15 protein-coding genes are annotated in these 18649 nt (G+C 71.0%); 6 read left to right on the top strand and 9 right to left on the bottom strand.

From position 1 onward, the window contains the following. Window positions 1-81: 81 nt before the first annotated feature. The 4 genes from ABIC53_RS11670 to ABIC53_RS11655 are packed head-to-tail and all read right to left on the bottom strand — an operon-like array spanning window position 82 to window position 3765. Window positions 82-804, bottom strand: coding sequence for a GntR family transcriptional regulator (locus ABIC53_RS11670; RefSeq protein ID WP_274178127.1), 723 nt, complete (start codon window positions 802-804; stop codon window positions 82-84). A 31-nt stretch (window positions 805-835) separates the two neighbouring features. Beyond that, a complete protein-coding gene (locus ABIC53_RS11665) occupies window positions 836-1576 on the bottom strand; it encodes a triose-phosphate isomerase family protein (protein ID WP_354451578.1) in 741 nt (246 codons plus the stop codon). Between the two features lie 10 nt (window positions 1577-1586). After that, window positions 1587-2042: a ribose-5-phosphate isomerase gene (locus tag ABIC53_RS11660; protein WP_023953069.1), complete on the bottom strand. Its 456-nt coding sequence runs from the start codon at window positions 2040-2042 to the stop codon at window positions 1587-1589. A 1-nt stretch (window position 2043) separates the two neighbouring features. Continuing rightward, window positions 2044-3765 carry a dihydroxyacetone kinase family protein gene (locus ABIC53_RS11655; RefSeq protein ID WP_354451576.1) on the bottom strand — a complete coding sequence of 574 codons (1722 nt, stop codon included), beginning with the start codon at window positions 3763-3765 and terminating at the stop codon, window positions 2044-2046. Between the two features lie 116 nt (window positions 3766-3881). On the opposite strand from ABIC53_RS11655, the gene ABIC53_RS11650 reads away from it, so the two are divergent. From ABIC53_RS11650 to ABIC53_RS11635, 4 genes are all read left to right on the top strand, one after another. Then, on the top strand, window positions 3882-4286 hold the full coding sequence (locus tag ABIC53_RS11650) for a fluoride efflux transporter FluC (RefSeq protein WP_323987020.1): 405 nt from the start codon (window positions 3882-3884) through the stop codon (window positions 4284-4286). Then, a complete protein-coding gene (locus tag ABIC53_RS11645; protein WP_323987021.1) occupies window positions 4283-4669 on the top strand; it encodes a fluoride efflux transporter FluC in 387 nt (128 codons plus the stop codon). Before ABIC53_RS11650 ends, ABIC53_RS11645 begins: the two co-directional genes overlap by 4 nt. A 121-nt stretch (window positions 4670-4790) precedes the next feature. Further along, window positions 4791-8213 carry an efflux RND transporter permease subunit gene (locus tag ABIC53_RS11640; protein WP_354451573.1) on the top strand — a complete coding sequence of 1141 codons (3423 nt, stop codon included), beginning with the start codon at window positions 4791-4793 and terminating at the stop codon, window positions 8211-8213. 393 nt (window positions 8214-8606) lie between these two features. Then, a complete protein-coding gene (locus tag ABIC53_RS11635; protein WP_354451570.1) occupies window positions 8607-10883 on the top strand; it encodes a DEAD/DEAH box helicase in 2277 nt (758 codons plus the stop codon). A 266-nt stretch (window positions 10884-11149) separates the two neighbouring features. Here ABIC53_RS11635 and ABIC53_RS11630 read toward each other — a convergent pair whose 3' ends face one another. Then, window positions 11150-12214, bottom strand: coding sequence for an Rv2578c family radical SAM protein (locus ABIC53_RS11630; protein ID WP_354451568.1), 1065 nt, complete (start codon window positions 12212-12214; stop codon window positions 11150-11152). A gap of 307 nt (window positions 12215-12521) precedes the next feature. Here ABIC53_RS11630 and ABIC53_RS11625 point away from each other — a divergent pair, with 307 nt between their 5' ends. Beyond that, complete coding sequence (locus ABIC53_RS11625; RefSeq protein WP_274178133.1) at window positions 12522-13106, top strand: NUDIX hydrolase; 585 nt, start codon at window positions 12522-12524, stop codon at window positions 13104-13106. Window positions 13107-13156: 50 nt separating this feature from the next. After that, window positions 13157-14350, top strand: coding sequence for a M15 family metallopeptidase (locus tag ABIC53_RS11620; RefSeq protein WP_354451566.1), 1194 nt, complete (start codon window positions 13157-13159; stop codon window positions 14348-14350). 108 nt (window positions 14351-14458) lie between these two features. Here the strand turns inward: ABIC53_RS11620 and ABIC53_RS11615 are convergent, their stop codons facing one another. The 4 genes from ABIC53_RS11615 to ABIC53_RS11600 are packed head-to-tail and all read right to left on the bottom strand — an operon-like array spanning window position 14459 to window position 18603. Next, window positions 14459-15028, bottom strand: a complete 570-nt coding sequence (locus tag ABIC53_RS11615) for an ECF transporter S component (RefSeq protein WP_354451564.1) — start codon at window positions 15026-15028, stop codon at window positions 14459-14461. Then, complete coding sequence (locus tag ABIC53_RS11610) at window positions 15025-15936, bottom strand: siderophore-interacting protein (protein WP_274178137.1); 912 nt, start codon at window positions 15934-15936, stop codon at window positions 15025-15027. Before ABIC53_RS11610 ends, ABIC53_RS11615 begins: the two co-directional genes overlap by 4 nt. Window positions 15937-15976: 40 nt before the next feature. Next, window positions 15977-16795 (bottom strand): energy-coupling factor transporter transmembrane component T, encoded by an 819-nt coding sequence (locus tag ABIC53_RS11605; protein ID WP_274178138.1) that lies wholly within the window; start codon window positions 16793-16795, stop codon window positions 15977-15979. Next, complete coding sequence (locus ABIC53_RS11600) at window positions 16792-18603, bottom strand: ABC transporter ATP-binding protein (protein WP_354451561.1); 1812 nt, start codon at window positions 18601-18603, stop codon at window positions 16792-16794. The genes ABIC53_RS11605 and ABIC53_RS11600 overlap by 4 nt, the downstream gene beginning before the upstream one ends. Window positions 18604-18649 lie beyond the last annotated feature (46 nt).

The following is an 18649-nucleotide window of genomic DNA, read 5'->3' as shown; positions in this document are numbered from 1 at the left end:
TGGCGAGCGTGTCCGACGAGGACTCCCGTAGATCCTATAGGAAATAGAGAACGCTGCAAGAGGGAGTTCGCGGCGAGGAGCTCAGGCCTGCTCGAGCCCGAGCGATCGCTGGCGCACCTGCTCGAGGTGATGGAGCATCGACCGTTCGGGAGCGTCGGGGTCGCCCGTTGCGAACGCGTCGACGAGAGCCTCGTGCTCGGCGATCGCCTCGCGCACGTCGGTCACACCGTGTCGGACCGACTGCCGCATCCGGTGCAGCTGGGCTCCGAGGGTCTCGGACATCTCGGTGAGATACCGGTTGCCGCAGTGGTCGAACACGACCCGATGGAACGCGGCGTCCGCGACGAAGTAGGCCGCAGTCAGCTCGAGGTCGGCCGCGCCGGCGTTCAGGGCCTCGATGACACGCTTGCCGATGCTGCGGTGCTCCTCCTCCGCGGCGCGCAACTCGCCGATCATCTGGGGCGAGGCGGGCGTCGCGAGGCGCGTGGCATGCGTCTCGAGCATGATGCGGGCGTCGAAGAGCTCGCGCAGCTGATCGAGTCCGAGGGGCGGGGCGACTCGGTAGCCGCGCAGCGCCTCGCGCGTGACGAGACCCGTGCGCTCGAGCTGCACGAGCGCTTCGCGCACCGGGGTCTGCGACACGTCCAGCTGACGCGCGATCGTGTCGATCGACAGGCGGCGGCCGGGAACCGCCTCGCCGGAGAGGAGCAGCTGGAGGATGCGCTCGTAGACGTGGTCGCGCAGGCCCCGCCGCTCGATCGTCGCATCGAGTCCCCGCAGGTTGCCATCCCGTGATGCGGTCATCGTCCCTCTTCCGGTTCGCACGGAGCGCGCCTCACCCCGAGAGGGCCTCCACCTCATCGAGGATGTCACGAACTGCGCGCGGGTCGTGCGCGAACCGGCCGAGGAACAGGCCGTCGACGGCGTCGGAGATGGTCGAGAGCAGACCGGGCCCCGCACTGCCGCCGTAGATGATCGAGACCTCGCGGTCGGCGGCGTCTATTCGCGATCTCAGTCCCGAGCAGACCGACCGGATGTGTTCGGATGTCGCGGGCGCCGGCGCCCCGATCGCCCAGAGCGGCTCGTAGGCGATCACCACTGCGCCGGCGGCGCTTGCGCCGTCGGCATCCCGGAGGGCGCTGCGCACCAGCTGCGCGCAGGTCGCGATCGCCGCGTGGATCCCCGCCTCGTCCTCCTCGCCGACGCAGACGACCGGGGTGAGACCGTTCCGCAGCGCCGCATGAGTCTTCGCGGACACCACGCTCTCGGTCTCGCCGAACAGGCGACGACGCTCGGCATGCCCGACCTCGGCGTAGCGGCATCCGAGCTCAGCCAAGACGGCTCCCGAGACCTCGCCGGTGTAAGCGCCGGTGTCATGAACGGCGAGGTCCTGCGCCCCGACCGCCAGGCGCCCTGCGCGTTCGAGAGCGCCGGGGATCGAGGGGAACTGCGGCGCGACGAAAGCGGTGACGCGATCGCGTGCAGGGTGCTCGTCGAGGATCGCCGCGACCTCCGAGACCCAGGTCAGCGTGCGGGCGTGCGAGAAATAGGTCTTGAGGCTCGCGCCGATGATCATCGGGCAGACCTCACCCCTCTTCGTATGCGCAGATCTCGCGCACCTTTTCGGCCGAGGCGCTCGAGGTGTCGAAGGTGTAGGTGAGCCATTCCGCCGCGAGGCGCCGCGCCAGCTCGATCCCCACGACGCGCTGGCCCATGCAGAGCACCTGGGCGTCGTTCGACAGGATCGAGCGCTCGACCGAGTACGAGTCGTGCGCCGTGACGGCGCGGATGCCGGTGACCTTGTTCGCCGCGATCGCGACGCCGAGCCCCGTGCCGCAGATGAGGATCGCGCGATCGGCCTCGCCGTCGCGCACACGCTCCGCGGCGGCGGTCGCGACTGCCGGATAGTTGGTGTGGCTGTCGGCGTCGACACCGACGTCGATGACCTCGGCGACGAGGGGGTTCGCCTCCAGGTCGGCCTTGATGCGTTCCTTGTACTCGTAGCCGGCGTCATCCGAGCCGACGATCAGTCGCAGTGCCATGTCAGGCGTCCTCCTTCAGGACATCGAGAACCGTGCGGGTGACCAGCGCGAACGAGACCGCGCCGGGATCGGGGGTGCCGAGACTGCGGTCGCCGTGCGTACGGGCGCGGCCGAGTCGGGCGGTGAGCTGGGCGGTCGCCTCGGCGGCGGCCTGTGCGGCGTCGGCGGCCGTCGCCCACGCGTCGAGCAGTGCATCGCCCTGAGCGAGTCGGTCGCGGAGCGTGTCGGCGAAGGGAACGATCGCGTCGATCATCGTCTTGTCGCCGACCGTGGCCTTGCCGAACGACATCACGGCATCCTTCATGCGTCCCACGCCCGCGGACAGGGCCGAGGCGTCGACCGCGTCGTCATCGCCGAGGGCGGCGCCGAGGTCGACGAGCATCTCGCCCCAGATCGCGCCCGACGTGCCGCCGCCCTTGTCAGCCCACGCCTCGCCTGCGTGCTGCAGTGCCGTTCGCGCGCCCGCGCCGGCGGTGACGGCACGTGAGGCGGCGGCCGCGGCCGCGCGACTGCCGCGCTGCATGCCGATGCCGTGGTCGCCGTCGCCCGCGATGCGGTCGATGCGTCCGAGCTCGTCGGCCTGGTCATCGAGCATCGCCGCGACGGCGTCGAGCGCGTGGGCGACGACGGTGGCTGCGCGACGCGACTCTTCCCCGGCCGGCCCGATCGCCTCGGTCTCATCGTCGTCGTCGGCGACGGTCGTCACCGCGACGCGGCCGTCGACCGAGCCTCGACGGAATGCGGGGGTATCGCACGACGCGTGCCACAGCCGGTCGAGCTCGTCGTCGAGCCAGAGGAGGGTGAGCGAGACGCCGGCCATGTCGAAGCTCGTGCAGAACTCGCCGACTTCGGGCGAAACGACCTCGACTCCCGCTTCGGTCAGCAACCGGTCGACGGCGCCGTAAACGACGTAGAGCTCCTCGTACTTCACCGAGCCGAGTCCGTTCAGGATCGGCACCACGCGACCGGTCGGGGCGGCGTCGTCGGGCCGCTCAGCGAGCAGCCGTTCGACGAGCAGCTGCGCGAGCTCGGCCGCAGTGGGGATGTCGACCTCGTCGATGCCGGGTTCGCCGTGGATGCCGAGGCCTACCGCCATGCGTCCCTGCGGCACGGTGAAGAGCGGTTCGGTCGCGCCCGGAAGGGTGCAGCCGCCGAAGGCGACACCGAGAGAGCGGGTGCGGTCGTTGGCGAGCCGTGCCAGTCGCTCGACGTCGTCGAGGTCGTGGCCCTGCTCCGCGGCCGCGCCGGCGATCTTGAAGACGACGAGGTCGCCGGCGATGCCGCGGCGCTTCTCACGCTCGTGCGGGGGAGCGCTGGAGATGTCGTCGGTCACCGTCACGGTACGGCAGTCGATGCCCGCCTCGCGGAGACGGTCCTGAGCCTGGGTGAAGTGCAGGACGTCGCCGGCGTAGTTGCCGTAGCTGAGGAGCACTCCGCGACCCTCGTGCGCGGCCTTCGCCACAGATCGCACCTGATGGGCCGACGGCGACGCGAACAGGTTGCCCATCACCGCGCCGTGCGCGAGCCCGGGACCGACGAGCCCGGCGAAGGCGGGGTAGTGGCCGCTGCCGCCCCCCACGACGACAGCGACCGTGGGCTCCGCGCCGCGGGTCGAGCGGACAACACCCCCCGTGACGGGGCGGACCCACCGGCCGGATGCCGCGACGAAACCGGCGACGGAGTCCTCGACGAACTCGTCGGGGTCGTTGAACAGACGCGTCATTGCGTTCTCCTCTGCGATGGGGGAGCGAACCTTTCGTCGATCCTATAGGAAACGAGTCGCGGTGCGACCCGGAGTGGCGGCATCCGCCGACCCATCCCGGGGTCTACGGTGGCGACGTGGTCGAGCGGGCGCGCATCTCGCCGCTCACGCTGGTCCTCGTCGTGATCGGCGGTGCGGCCGGCGTCGCCGTGCGAGCCGCGCTCACTCTTCCGTTCACCGGATGGACCCACCCCCTCGCGGTGCCCGCGCTCACGCTCGGATGCAATCTGCTCGGGTCCTTCCTGCTCGGCATCGTCGTCGGTCGCTGGGCGGTCAGCCGGCCCCGGCTCCGCGCGTTCGTCGGCACCGGCGTGCTCGGCGGCTTCACGACGTACAGCGCCTTCGCTGTGCAATCGATCCAGGTCGCCACCGCCGCGCCCATCGTCGGGCTCGCGCTCATCGCCATCAGCCTCGCCGGCGGTGCCGTCGCCGCGGCGCTCGGGCTCGCCCTCGGCATCCGCCGCGACGGGGATGCCGCATGAACGGGGTGAGTGCCGGGATGCTCGTGGCCCTGGTGGTGGCGGGCGGGGCAGGCGCCGGCATCCGGTACGTCCTCGATGTCCTCCTCACGCGGGGGCGCCGCGATGCCTTCCCCGTCGGCATCCTGGTGATCAACGTCACCGGTTCCGGGCTGCTGGGGCTCCTGACCGGACTCGGCGCGCTCGTCGCGCCCGACTGGCTGGCCGTCCTCGGCATCGGCTTGCTGGGCGGATACACGACGTTCAGCACGGTGTCGGTCGACACGGTCCAGCTGATGCGGCGCGGCCGGCGCGACTGGGCGATCGTCAATCTCGTCGGCACCTTCGCCATGGCCGTCATCGCTGCGGCGATCGGCATCGTCATCGGGGGATTGCTCCCAGGCTGAGCCCACGCTCGCGCGGCGCCCGCGTGGGATACTGAAGTCGATACATCCATGTATCGACGAGCGCATCCCGTTCGCCTGCATCACACCTACCTGCGCCGGTCCGGTGCGCCCGAGGGAACCTGTGTCGAAACTCGCCGTCCTGAGCCTGAAGAACCGCGCTCTCATCGCGCTCATCACGATCGTCGCCGCGGTGTTCGGCGGCCTCGCGCTCACGAACCTCAAGCAGGAGCTCATTCCCTCGATCGAGCTGCCTCAGCTCTCGGTGGTCACGACCTACCCCGGTGCCTCGCCCGAGGTCGTCAACACCGACGTCTCGACCCCGATCGAGACCGCGATCCAGGGCGTGCCCGGGCTCGAGTCGACGACGGCGACGAGCTCGACGAACGCCTCGATCATCCAGGCGTCGTTCACCTACGGCACCGATCTGGCGACCGCGGAGCAGAAGATCCTGCAGGCCATCAACCGCATCGACAGCCAGCTCCCCGACGGCGTCAGCCCGAACGTGCTGAGCTTCTCGCTCGACGACCTCCCTGTGATCCAGCTGGCCGTGACCGGCTACGACGACGCCGAATCGGTGCAGGCCCGGCTCGAGGGCACGGTCATCCCCGACCTCGAAGACGTCGACGGCGTCAACGCCGCCCAGGTCGTCGGAGGCCGCGTCGAGCGCATCACGATCACCCCCGACCAGACCGCGCTCGCCGAGGCCGGGTACACGCAGCAGGCCATCCGCGACGCGCTCGATCAGAACGGCGTCCTGTTCCCCGGCGGCGAGATCACCGAGGGCGACCAGTCGCTGACCGTGCAGACCGGCGCGAAGATCGCCTCGGTCGACGAGTTGTCGGCGTTGCCGCTCGTGCCGACGGATGCCGCTCAGCTCACCGGCGGCACGACCACGATCGGCGACGTCGCCACCGTCGCGCAGGAACCGTCACCGGTCACCTCCATCTCGCGTGTCGACGGCGAGCCGGCCCTGACCATCGCGGTCACGAAGCTGCCCGCCGCCAACACCGTCGACGTCTCGCGCGGCGTGCTCGACGCGCTGCCCGCGCTCGAAGACGACCTCGGCGGCGAGGCTCAGTTCACGGTCGTCTTCGACCAGGCGCCGTTCATCGAGCAGTCGATCGAGGCCCTCGCCCAAGAGGGTCTCCTGGGGCTCGTGTTCGCGGTGCTCGTGATCCTCGTGTTCCTGCTCTCGGTCCGCTCGACGATCGTCACCGCGATCTCGATCCCCACGAGCGTGCTCATCACCTTCGTCGGCATCCAGGCGTTCGGTTACTCGCTCAACATCCTGACCCTCGGTGCCCTCACGATCGCGATCGGCCGAGTCGTCGACGACTCGATCGTCGTCATCGAGAACATCAAGCGGCACTACGTCGAGGGAGCCGACAAGCTCGCGGCCATCACCCTGGCCGTTCGCGAGGTGGCCGCCGCCATCACGGCGTCGACGATCACGACCGTTGCCGTGTTCCTGCCTATCGCCTTCGTCGGAGACCTGACCGGCGAGCTGTTCCGTCCCTTCGCCCTGACGGTCACCATCGCGATGTCGGCCTCGCTGTTCGTCTCGCTCACGATCGTCCCGGTGCTCGCGTACTGGTTCCTGCGGCCGGGTAAGCCCGTCGTGACGTCCGACGGCCGGCGCATCGACCCCGAAGACCCCGAGGCGCCGCCGTCGCGACTGCAGAAGGCCTACCTGCCGGTCCTGCGCTGGACCCTCCGCCACTCCGCCGTCACGCTGGTGCTGGCGGTGCTCGTGCTCGGCGGCACCCTCGCGGCCGTGCCGCTGATGAAGACGAACTTCCTCGGCGACTCCGGTCAGAACACCTTCACCATGACGCAGACGCTCGGGCCTGCGGCATCCCTCGAGGCGGAGGATGCCGCCGCCCAGCGCGTCGAGGACGCGGTCACCGGCCTCGAGGGAATCGACGCCGTGCAGGTTTCGATCGGCTCGTCCGGATCGCAGCTGCGCGACGCCTTCTCGGGCGGGGGCGGCGGGGTGACCTACTCGATCACGACCGACAGCTCGGCCGATCAGCTCGACGTGCGCGATCGCGTGCAGCGCGCCGTCGCCGACCTCGAGGGCGTCGGCGACATCCAGATCGCCGCCGGTGGCGGCGGATTCGGCTCGAGCGACATCGAGATCGATGTCACCGCGCCCGACCAGGCCGCGTTGCGCGAAGCGACCGACGCCGTCGTGGCGTCGCTGCAGGATGCCGACGGCGTCAGCCAGGTCACGTCGAACCTCTCGGCCTCGCTGCCGTACATCGCCGTGACCGTCGACCGCGACGCGGCGGCATCCCGCGGCCTGTCGGAGGTCGCGGTGGGCGGCATCGTCTCGGGAACGATGCAGCCGCAGTCGATCGGAACCGTCGAGATCGACGACACCTCGCTCACCGTCTACCTCGCGGCGTCGCAGGCGCCCGCGTCGATCGACGAGCTGCGGCAGCTGACGATCCCCACGGCCGGCGGCCCCATCCCGCTGCAGGACGTCGCCACCGTCGAGCAGAGCGAGGGGCCGACCTCCATCACGACGCAGCGCGGTCAGCGCACCGCGACGGCCACCGTGACGCCCGCGGGCGACGACCTCAACGCGGCATCCGGGATCGTCCGGGATGCGCTCGACGAGGTCGAGCTGCCGCAGGGCGCGGACGCCGAGATCGGCGGTGTTCTCACGCAGCAGCAGGACGCCTTCGCGCAGCTCGGACTCGCCGCGCTCGCCGCCATCCTCATCGTCTACATCGTGATGGTCGCGACCTTCAAGTCGCTGCGGCAGCCGCTGCTGCTGCTCATCTCGGTGCCGTTCGCCGCGACCGGCGCGATTCTGCTGCAGATCGCGACGGGCGTGCCGCTCGGCGTCGCGTCGCTCATCGGCGTGCTGATGCTCATCGGCATCGTCGTGACGAACGCGATCGTGCTCATCGACCTCGTGAACCAGTACCGCGAGAAGGGGCTGTCGGCCCACGACGCGACGATCGCCGGCGGATCGCGTCGTCTGCGGCCGATCCTGATGACCGCGCTCGCGACCATCTTCGCGCTGACGCCCATGGGGCTCGGGATCACCGGCCACGGCGGGTTCATCTCGCAGCCGCTGGCGATCGTCGTCATCGGCGGGCTCATCTCGTCGACCCTGCTGACCCTGCTCGTGCTGCCGACCCTCTACAACCTCGTCGAGGGTGCGCGCGAGCGCCGCGCGGCACGGCGGCGCGGTGACGTCGGTGCCGGCGCGGAGGCCGGCGCGGATGCTGGTTCGACAGCCGGTTCCGCGGGAGACGGGGTGTCTGCGGCGCCGATGACTCGGCGCGAGCGGCGCCTCGCGGAGGCGGCCACAGCCGAGCCGACCCACCTCGTCGTGCCGGTGGACGGTTCACCCGATGCGCCCACGCACCTGGTCATCCCGGTCGCGCCTGATGACCACGAGGTCGGCGACGCCCATGCTGATGCTGGAGGGCCGGTGGATTCTGGTGAACCGGAGGCCGGGTCGTCCCGTCGACAGGTTCAGCGCATTCCCGGGCCTTCTCGCGGACCCCGTCGCCGCCGCCTGGCCTGATCGCGGCACGCGCCGGGCTCGCGGCGGGCTCGCGCCGGGCTGCCGGCTTGCCGCGATGCAAGGGATTGCCCGCGACGCGCCGTGGCCGGGAGCGAGGCGCCGGGGTGTTGCGCCGGAACCCTTGCATCGCAGCACGCGTTGCCCCCGCCCCGGCCCTCGAGCCCGGGCCTCGGCGCCGCGGCGGGCGATTTCTCAGGCGGATGCCGTATCGTGGGCGGGTCGGCTCTGGGCAGCGCGTGATCGCGACAGGTTTTGTGAGTCCATGGGGCCGATGGTGAGCGCCGATCGGCGCGCATGACCATCATGTGAATGGCCCCCGGCCGACGGATGTCCGGGTTTGCCCGCGTGCGCGCGGGCGCTGTTCTCGTGCAGAGAACCCAGAAGGACACACCCATGCCCAAGAACAAGAAGCCGGCCGGCGGCCGCGCGCAGAACTTCGAGCCCCGCTACGGCAAGAAGACGTCGTACCAGGACGCGAAGCGTCGCCCCGGCCAGTCCTCGGCCGGAACCCCCGGCAGCAAGAGCCCCGGTCACCGCGGCTACCGTGCCGAGAGCGAAGACACCGGTCGCAAGAACCGCTGGTCCTCGCAGGACCGTGCGGGTCGTGACGAAGCGCGCGGCATCCGCTCGCAGGCCCGCGACGACCGCGGCGGACGCGACGACCGCGGCGGACGCGACGACCGCGGTCAGCGCGAGCAGCGCGGGTACGGGAACGACCGCCGATCGGATGCCGGCGGCCGGCGCCCCTACGAAGCGCAGCCCCGCGACGATCGCCGCACCTTCGGTGATGCGCGTCCCTCCTTCCGTGACGACCGTCCGCGTCGTGACTTCGGTGACCGTCCGAACCGTGACGACCGTCCGCGTCGTGACTTCGGCGACCGCCCGAACCGTGACGACCGTCCGCGTCGGGATGACCGTCCGGCGCGTTCGTTCGATGACCGGCCGCGTCGGGACTTCGGCGACCGGCCCCGCCGCGACGACCGCCCCGCGCGTTCGTTCGATGACCGTCCCCGTCGTGACTTCGGCGACCGCCCGAACCGTGACGACCGTCCGCGTCGTGACTTCTCGGACCGTCCGCGTCGTGACGACCGTCCGGCGCGTTCGTTCGATGACCGGCCTCGTCGTGACTTCGGCGACCGCCCGAACCGCGATGACCGTCCGCGTCGCGACTTCTCGGACCGTCCGCGTCGCGATGACCGCCCGGCGCGTTCGTTCGATGACCGCCCTCGTCGTGATTTCGGCGACCGTCCGAACCGCGATGACCGTCCGAACCGCGATGACCGTCCGCGTCGCGACTTCTCGGACCGTCCGCGTCGCGATGACCGCCCGGCGCGTTCGTTCGATGACCGCCCGCGCCGTGACTTCGCCGACCGTCCGAACCGTTCGGACTGGAACGCCGAGACGAAGTCGAAGGCCCACCAGGACCACGTCGACACCGTCCACGAGCGCCTGCAGGCGGAGGCCGTGGATGCGGCATCCGTCGCCCAGTCGTCGTTCGCCGACCTCGGCCTCGGTGACAACATCGTCCGTCAGCTCGACGCCCTGGGTGCGGCATCCCCGTTCCCGATCCAGGCGGCCACCATTCCGCCGATCCTCGAGGGCAAGGACGTCCTCGCCCGCGGCCGCACCGGCTCGGGCAAGACCATCGCGTTCGGCGCTCCGCTCGTCGAGTCGATCCTGCGCAGCCAGGCCGGCAAGGGTCGCGAGTTCGGGCGTTCACCCAAGGCGCTGATCCTCGCTCCGACGCGCGAGCTCGCGCTGCAGATCGACCGCACCGTCCAGGCGATCGCGCGCAGCGTCGGGCTCTTCACGACGCAGATCTACGGCGGAGTGCCGCAGGCGCGTCAGGTCGGTGCGCTCAAGAAGGGCGTCGACATCATCATCGGCACCCCCGGCCGCATCGAAGACCTGCAGAACCAGGGAAAGCTCGACCTCTCCGAGGTGGGGATCGTCGTGCTCGACGAGGCCGACCACATGAGCGAGCTCGGGTTCCTCGAGCCCATGCAGCGCATCCTCCGCCTCGTGCAGGACGGCGCGCAGAAGCTGCTGTTCTCGGCGACGCTCGACCGCGAGGTCGCCGCTCTGGTCGACGAGTTCCTCGTCGAGCCGGCCGTCTACGAGGTCGCGGGCGAGAGCCAGGACACCTCGACGATCGATCACCGTGTGCTCGTCCTCGACCACCGTGACAAGGCCGAGATCCTCAACTCCCTCGTCGACCGCGACGGCAAGACGCTCGTCTTCGCGCGTACCCGTGCCTACACCGAGATGCTCGCCGAGCAGTTCGAGGATGCCGGGATCGCCGCGGTCGCGCTCCACGGCGACCTCAACCAGGGCAAGCGCACGCGCAACCTGCAGCGCCTGACCGACGGCAAGGTGCGGGTGCTGGTCGCGACGGATGTCGCAGCCCGCGGCATCCACGTCGACGACATCGACCTGGTCATCCAGGCCGACGCTCCCGACGAGTACAAGACCTACCTGCACCGCGCAGGGCGCACCGGCCGCGCCGGTCGCTCGGGCGCGGTCGTCACTCTCATCACGCGTCAGCGTCGCCGTCGCATGACCGAGATGCTCGAGCGTGCCGAGATCGACGCCCCCTTCGACGATGTCCGCCCCGGCGACGACATCCTCGAGGAGGTCTCGGGTCGACAGCTCGCGAACGTCGACGCCTGAGCCGACGCCGCTCTGACGCCCCGCCGCACGCTGCGACCCGACGGTCGTGGCGTTCGGCGGGGCGCTTCCGTTGGCGGGGCGCTCGCGGTTCGCCGTGCCGTGCGCGGGCTGAGGGCCCTGAGAGGCTGAGCGGTGGGAGCCGGCCGCGCGTTGAGCCTGATCTCGGGACCATACCCCGGCAGCGCGCGAGAGTGTCCCGGCTCGCACTCCCGGCTCCGGTTCGCAGCGCCCCGGGCCGCGAAACTCGGGCCACTGTGCTGCTTGCGTCAGAAGAGCGTGGGAACGGATGCCGCTGCAGCGGCGCGGCCGCGCGAAGTCGTGACCACCGGTCCGGGGCGGAATCGTCGCGTGGCGGGCTGGGCCTCTTCCTCTTCGAGCCCTCCCCGAAGGCGATGCCGCGCGAGCAGAGGTCGAACGCGCGCCGCGAGCATGCGCCGGTAGCCCTGCGGTGCCTGCACCGAGGCCCCGGGGTACAGACCGCGGTACATCGGCACGAGGTCGGGGCGTTCGCGCGCGAGCCACTGCTGGAACCAGGGTTTGACGCCCGGTCGCAGGTGCATCGCGCCGTAGACGACGCGGGCGGCGCCGGCATCCGCGATCCGGCTCAGGGCATCGTCGAGCACCTCGGTCGAATCGGTGAGGTGCGGCACGATCGGCATCAGGAACACCGTCACCCGGAACCCCGCGGCGCTTGCCGCTCGCACCGTGTCGAGGCGAGCGGCGAATGTCGGCGCGCCGGGTTCGAGCAGCTGCCGCAGCGGCTCGTCGAGTACCGCGATCGACATCGCGAGGTCGATGGGCACCGAACGTGCCGCCTCGGCCAGCAGCGGTAGGTCACGGCGCAGCAGGGTGCCTTTCGTCAGCATCGAGAACGGCGTGCCGCTGTCGACCAGCGCCGTGATGATGCCGGGCATCAGCCGATAGCGGCCCTCCGCACGCTGGTAGGGGTCGGTGTTCGTGCCGAGAGCCACCTGCTCGCGCGCCCAGGTCGGTTTCGAGAGCTCGCGGCGCAGTACGTCGGCGACGTTCAGCTTGACGACGATCTGCGAGTCGAAGTCGGCTCCCGCGTCCATGTCGAGGTACTCGTGCGTGCCGCGGGCAAAGCAGTAGACGCAGGCGTGCGTGCATCCCCGATAGGGATTGACCGTCCAGTCGAAGGGCATCGCCGATGGGCCCGGGACCCGGTTGAGCGCCGAGCGCGACATGACCTCGTGGAAGGTAACTCCTGCGAACTCGGGCGTCGTCACCGAGCGCACGAGGCCGTTGAGTGTCTCGAGGCCGGGCAGCGCAGCGGCATCCGCCACGCCCATCTGCTGCCCCTGCCATCGCATGAGAAGATTCGAACAGAAATTCGAAGTGTTGTCAAACATAAAAGCGCGAACCCTCGTATGCTCGGGTGCCGGTGAGGTGACAGGCAGATCGTTTCACCGGGGATCGAGGACGCTGCGAGCGGATGGGGGAGCGCGCTGTGACATTGACGTCAGCTGGGGAGAGGGTGAGATACGCCGGGGTAGCCGACGTGGTCGGTTTCTGCCAGCCGGATCGCACCCGCCCGCCGACGACGAGGGTGCGCCCCCGGCTCGTCCGAATGGATGAAATCCGCCGCGCTGTCGGTGCCGGTGTGAACGGTGCCGCACGATGACGATCATCGATCGAACCGCGTCGTACGCCAAACAGTTCACCGTCAGCGGCTACGTGCTCAATCCCGCAGAGGACCGAATCCTCCTCATCCATCACAAGAAGCTCGCGAAGTGGCTTCCACCGGGCGGTCATGTCGACGAGGATGAGACGCCCCAGGCGGCGGTCGTGAGAGAAGTGTTCGAGGAGACCGGCGTGGCAGCCGTGCTGCGCCCGCACGCGGGCGTCGACCTCGCCGCGGACGGTCGCACCGAAGCTCAGCTCGACCTCCCGATCAGCATGAGCTATCAGCTCATCCCCGAGCGCCCCGGCGAACCCGCGCACATCCATATGGACATGGCCTTCGTGTTGCACACTTCGGAGCGCGGCGCCCTGTCGCCCGCGGCCGGAGAGGTCCACGACGCGGGCTGGTTCTCGAGCATCGAGATCGACGAGCTCGACGCGTTCCCCTCCGTGAAGGTGATCGCGCGAGAGTTGCTCGCTCCGGCGGCTGCGGAAGGGCGCGCGGGCAGCGTGAGCCCGGGGGCATCGCCCGCCGGACCCGATGCCGTGTTCGGCGAGGGGACCAGCCCGGGTCGCGGGTGAACCGCGCTGCGAACGGGAACTCAACCGGACCCGCAGGGCAGAATGGGGTCGTGGTGCACCCGACCGAGCCCGAGACGCGTCGCTCGCGACGCGAGCGATCGGCGGAGGCGCGCCCTCTCCCCTCGCGGCGCGAGCTGCGTGAGCGGGCCGGCGCTTCCGGTTCCGCGGCGAGCGGTGCTGGTGGCGAGGTCGCCTCGGCTTCGTCGGCGGAGGGCCGATCACCGGATGCCGCCGCCCTGTCGGCATCCGTGCGTCTGCCGGCATCCGTCTACGTCCGCCGTCGCGCCGTCGCGGCCACGGCTGCACTCGCGCTCGTCGGCCTCGTCGTCGCCGGTACCGCCGGCTTCACGTCGGCACTCAGCGGACCGGATGAGGCTCCCGTCGACCCCGTCGCCGCGCTCGTCGGTGACGCCGCGGCGGGCGCGCCCAACGCCTCGTCCATTCCTGCGCCCGCGCAGTCCGGCGATGCTGCCGCCGCCCAGCCGGCCGACGACGCGACGACGGATGCCGCGGCCGCGGGCGACATCTGCGGTGATCCCGGATTCCAGCAGGCGCTCGCGTCGGGCTCTGACGCCGACGTCATCGCCGCGGCCGGGGGAGCCGAGCCTTTCCGGGCCGCGATCGCGGGCGGTGCGGCCCCGTGCATCGATCTGCACACGGCCGGCCGCACGTGGGTCGTCGTGAACAAGCTGAACGCGCTCGATCCGATCGACTACTGGCCCGAGCCGCAGGCGCGCGCCGAGGGCGTCGAGCGAACCAGCGGGGGGCACATGCGTGCGGACGTCGCGGCGGCCCTCTCGCAGCTCGCGGCCGCCGCGCAGGCTGAGGGCGCGGGCACGATCGGAGTGAACAGCGGGTTCCGCTCGTACGACTTCCAGGTGTCGACGTACCGCAACTACGTCGGTCAGCTCGGCCAGAGCAGCGCCGACCTCACGAGCGCCCGCCCCGGGCACAGCGAGCATCAGACGGGCCTCGCCGTCGATGTGGTCGCATGCGATGGAGGGTGCGGGGCGATCGAAGAGTTCGGCGGCACGGCGCAGTCGGACTGGGTCGCCGCCAACGCGCATCGCTTCGGGTTCATCATCCGCTACCCCGACGGCTTCACCGAGACGACCGGGTACGAGTACGAGCCCTGGCACCTGCGGTACATCGGCCCTGACCTCGCCGCGCTCTACGCCGAGGGCGGCTACCGCACTCTCGAAGACTTCTTCGGGATGCCGCCCGCCCCGACCTACGCCGACTGACCCCGCCCGGCGCCCGCGCCCGCCCGTCGACTCGCCAGGTTCTGCGGATGCCGCACCCCCCCGCATCCGCATCCTCTGGCGAGTCGACGGAGAGGGGGGAGAGGGGGGTCAGGCGGGCGTGCGGCGGCGGGCGAGGGTCGCGACGCCCGCGGCACGCAGGCGATCGCCGATCAGGATGCCGAGCCACGTCGCTCCGACGCAGCTGGCGATGCAAAGGGCGACGAACCCGATCAGCACGGGCGCGGTCATGCTCCACAGATCGAACGACTGCGCTGCGAACACGGGATACGTCGCGCCGATGACCGCGGCGCCTGCATAGTGCATCCAGGTGTTCCAGCGCCGGTAGAGCGTCGCGAGGAACGGCAGTTCGGGGAAGAACGACCAGTAGAGCATCGTCGCGACCGATCCGATCGTGAAGAACGGCGCAAGCACGAGTCCTGAGATCAGCCCCACGAGCAGCCCCGCTCCCGGGCGTTGCAGCAGCCTGAGGGCGATGACCGCGGGCAGAACCCACAGCCCGGCGATCGCCACCGTCGCGAACGGCACCGTGAGGAACAGGGTCGTCGACGCGACCCACGCAGGCGCGAGCAACGCGGTCGCCGCGACGCCGATCGCGGCGCACGTCAACAGGTATGCCGTCGAGACACGCGCGGCGCGCGATCGGGGTGCCGCGGTCATGCTCGCATCTCCCGCTCCGTCGTGGCTCGGCGTTCATCATCTGGTGCGTGCTCGGATGCCGCTTGGGGCTTGGGGGTCGGCGAGCTCGCGCCCTCGCGCCAGTACCCGACGAAGCTGATCTGTTCCTTCGGGATGCCGTGGTCGGCGACGAGCATACGCCGGGCGGTGGTCGGCAGCGACTGCTCGCCGACGACGAACGCGTGGAGGGGCTGCGCGGGCAATGCGCCCGGTGCCAATCCGCTCAGCGCTGCGAGGGCGGCTGACCCCGGCTTCGCGTCGGGCGCCCGGACGAGCCACCGGACCTCGACCCCCGGAGGTGCATCGATCTCGAGCACGTCGTCGCTCGACGGGGCCTCGATGAACGCGGTTCCGGATGCCGTTGCCGGCAGCGAAGCGCAGATGGAGGCGACGGCCGGTGCCCCCGTCTCGTCGGCGACGAGGAGCACATGATCGATGCCTCGCTCGGGGTTGAAGCGCAGCCCCTCGTCGATGATGACGACGCTCTCTCCCTCGTGGGCCTGCGACGCCCAGCGGGAGGCGGGTCCGGCGGTCGGCCCCGAGCCGTGCAGCACGAAGTCGACGTCGATCTCGGCACCGCCCGCCGGCCCCGCCGGCCGGTACGCCCGCACCGAGTAGTTGCGCATGACCGGCCGTTCGCCCTCGGGGATGCGGAGGTACTTCAGGTAGCCGAACAGCTTGTTGGCCTTGGCCGGGATGCGGTCGAGGGCCTCATCGCCGCCGAGCGGCAGGAAAAGGCGGAACCACTGGTCGTAGCCCAGCGGTACGAACCGGTCGATGTCGCCGCGCCCCAAGGTGACCCGCATCCAGTGCGGGGCGAGGCGCTCTGCACGCAGCACCTCCAGACGCACCAGACCGGGCGTCATGGGCTTCACGATGTTGCGGGTCATGCGCAGCATCCTTTCCAGGCTCGACGGGGTGCGGTCGGCATCAGGGGGTCCAGGGGAAGAGGGCGATGAGGATCGCGGCCGACACGAGCCAGAAGAGCGCGACGAAGGCGACATCGCGCCGCCGGAACGGCACCAGGTGCCGCTCGGTGCGGTCGCGATGGGCCCCGAAGGCGCGCGCGTCCATCGCGAGCGCGACCCGCTCGGCATGGCGGATGGCGCCGGCCAGCAGCGGAACGACGTAACCGCCCCACCGTGCGATCGCCGAGAACGGTCCCCGCCCGCCATGGGCGCCGCGTACGCGGTGGGCCTGTCGGATGAGGTCGAGCTCGTAGCCGAACCGCGGCACGAACCGGAACGCGGCGAGCGCCGTGTAGCCGACGCGGTAGGGGACGCGCAGCTGCTGGACGGTCGCCCGCACGAGGTCCGGCCCCGTTGTGGTGAGCCCCGCGATGAACGCCAGCGCGGCGATCGCGCCGAGCCGCAACCCGGTCGCCATCCCGGTCTCCAACGCCCCCGCGTGCAGACTCCAGGCGCCGAGCTGAAGCAGCACCGGGGTGTCGGCCACCCGCGCCGCATCGACCCACAGCGACATCCCGGCTCCCACCATCAGGATGCCGATCGGCACGGCGACCGCGAGCAGGAGAACGGTACGCAGCGTCCAACGCGCTCCGACGATGAGCACGCCGTACGCGAGTGCGAGCAGAGCGAGCGGCGTGACGAGATCGCGCGTGAAGATGAGAGCGACCATCGCGGGGACGGGGGCCGCGAGCTTCGCCAGCGGGTTGAGCCGGAACAGCAGCCGACGGGAGGGCGGCGCGGCCGCGTAGGGATCGAGCGCGATGCTCGCCGTCGCGCTCATCGATCGCTCCCCGGCAGATCGCGGAGGCGGGCGATGCCCGACAGCTCGGGGTACCCGTCGAGCCCGTGCAGGGCGCGGCGCAGCGGCGGCATCCGCAGGGCGGCGGAGCGCAGCAGCTCGTCGTCGCCGAGGATGTCGGCGGTCGCTCCGTCGGCGACGATGCGGCCATCTCCGACGACGACGCAGCGCTGGGCGTACTCGCTCACCAGCTGCATGTCGTGGGTGACGACGAGGATCGTCGTGCCGTCGCGGTTGAGGTCGCGCAGCACGTGCAGCAGCTCGTCGGCGCGGGCGCGGTCCTGGCCGAACGTCGGCTCGTCGAGGGCGAGCACGGGTGCGCCGGCGATGAGGGCCGTGCCGACCGACAGTCGGCGCTTCTGACCGCCGGAGAGCAGGAACGGATGCCGGTCGGCGTGCGCCTCGAGGCCGAAGCGGCGCAGCATCCCGTCGACGCGCTCACGCACCTCGTCCTCGGGCGTCCGCTGGCGGCGCAGGCCGTGGGCGAGCTCGTCGAAGACCGTGGGTGCGACGAACTGGTGCTCGGGGTTCTGGAAGACGAACCCGACGCGCTCGGCGACCGCACGAGGGTCCGCCCGACTCGGGTCGAGCCCGCCCACGTCGATGCGCCCGCGCGGACCGCGGACGACGCCGGCGATCGCCTGGATGAGGCTCGTCTTGCCCGCGCCGTTCGCGCCGACGATCGCGACGAACTCGCCGGTCGCGACCTCGAGGTCCACGTCGTGGAGCACTGTCGTCCGACCTCGACGCAGCGTCAGATCGCGCACCGAGACCGCCGGCGTCGGCGCGTGCGCCTGCGCCTGCGCCGGAGAATCGCGCGAAACTCGGACCGAATCGGAGGTTGCCCCCGACGATGCCGCGATTCTCCGATTCTCGCTACCGGATGCCGCGGCCTCGAGCCCCGCGCGCAGCTCGTCCGGCGTCAGGGGGAGTGGGTCGAGCGGATAGCCCGCTTCGCGCAGCCGCAGCGCCGCGATGGTCGACACCGGCAGCCACACGCCGATCGCGTGCAGCTCGGCCGCCCGTTCGCGCAGCACCGCGTCGATCGGACCGTCGGCGATGGTGCGACCGCCATGGTCGAGCACGACGACACGGTCGGTGAAGCCGATCGCCGCGTCGAGATTGTGCTCGACGAGCAGGATCGCCCGGTCGCCCGCGGCAGCGATCTCGCCCAGGGCGGCGTAGACGTCTTCGATGCCCTCGGGGTCGAGGTTCGCGGTGGGCTCGTCGAGCACGAGCAGGGGCGACTCCATCGCGAGCGCGCACGCGATCGCGAGGCGCTGGCGTCCGCCGCCCGAGAGGCGGTCGGGGTTCTCGTGCCGCCGGTCCCAGAGCCCCATCCGGCGCAGCGCCCGCTCGCTCCGCGCGAGGACATCGTCGACGGGCAGCCGCAGGTTCTCGGGGCCGAAGGCCACCTCGTCGAGCAGGGTGCCGGTGACCAGCTGCGCGTCGGGGTCCTGGAAGACCATGCCGACGCGCGTGGTGAGCCGGGGGATCGGGGTGGCCGCGGCATCCTCGCCCGACACGAGCACCGTGCCCTCGGTCGTCGCCGGGATCGACTGCGGGATCAGCCCGTTGAGCGTCAGTGCGACCGTCGACTTGCCCGAACCGCTCGGCCCGAGGAGCAGCACGACCTCACCGGGAGTGACGGAGAACGCGGCGCCGCGGGTAGCTGCGGCATCCGATCCCTCGTAGGTCACCGTGAGATCGCGCACGGCGAGCAACGGCGCGGATGCGGTCGCGGCGACCGGCGTTCCCGCCGTGGCGGCACCGGATGCGGCGGATGTCACGGGCGTCCTCGGATCGGATCGGATGCGCTTAGCTTAGCCGACCCTA

Source organism: Microbacterium sp. 1262 (assembly GCF_040544895.1).
GTDB lineage: Bacteria > Actinomycetota > Actinomycetes > Actinomycetales > Microbacteriaceae > Microbacterium > Microbacterium plantarum.
This window is presented reverse-complemented; position numbering and strand designations above follow the sequence as displayed.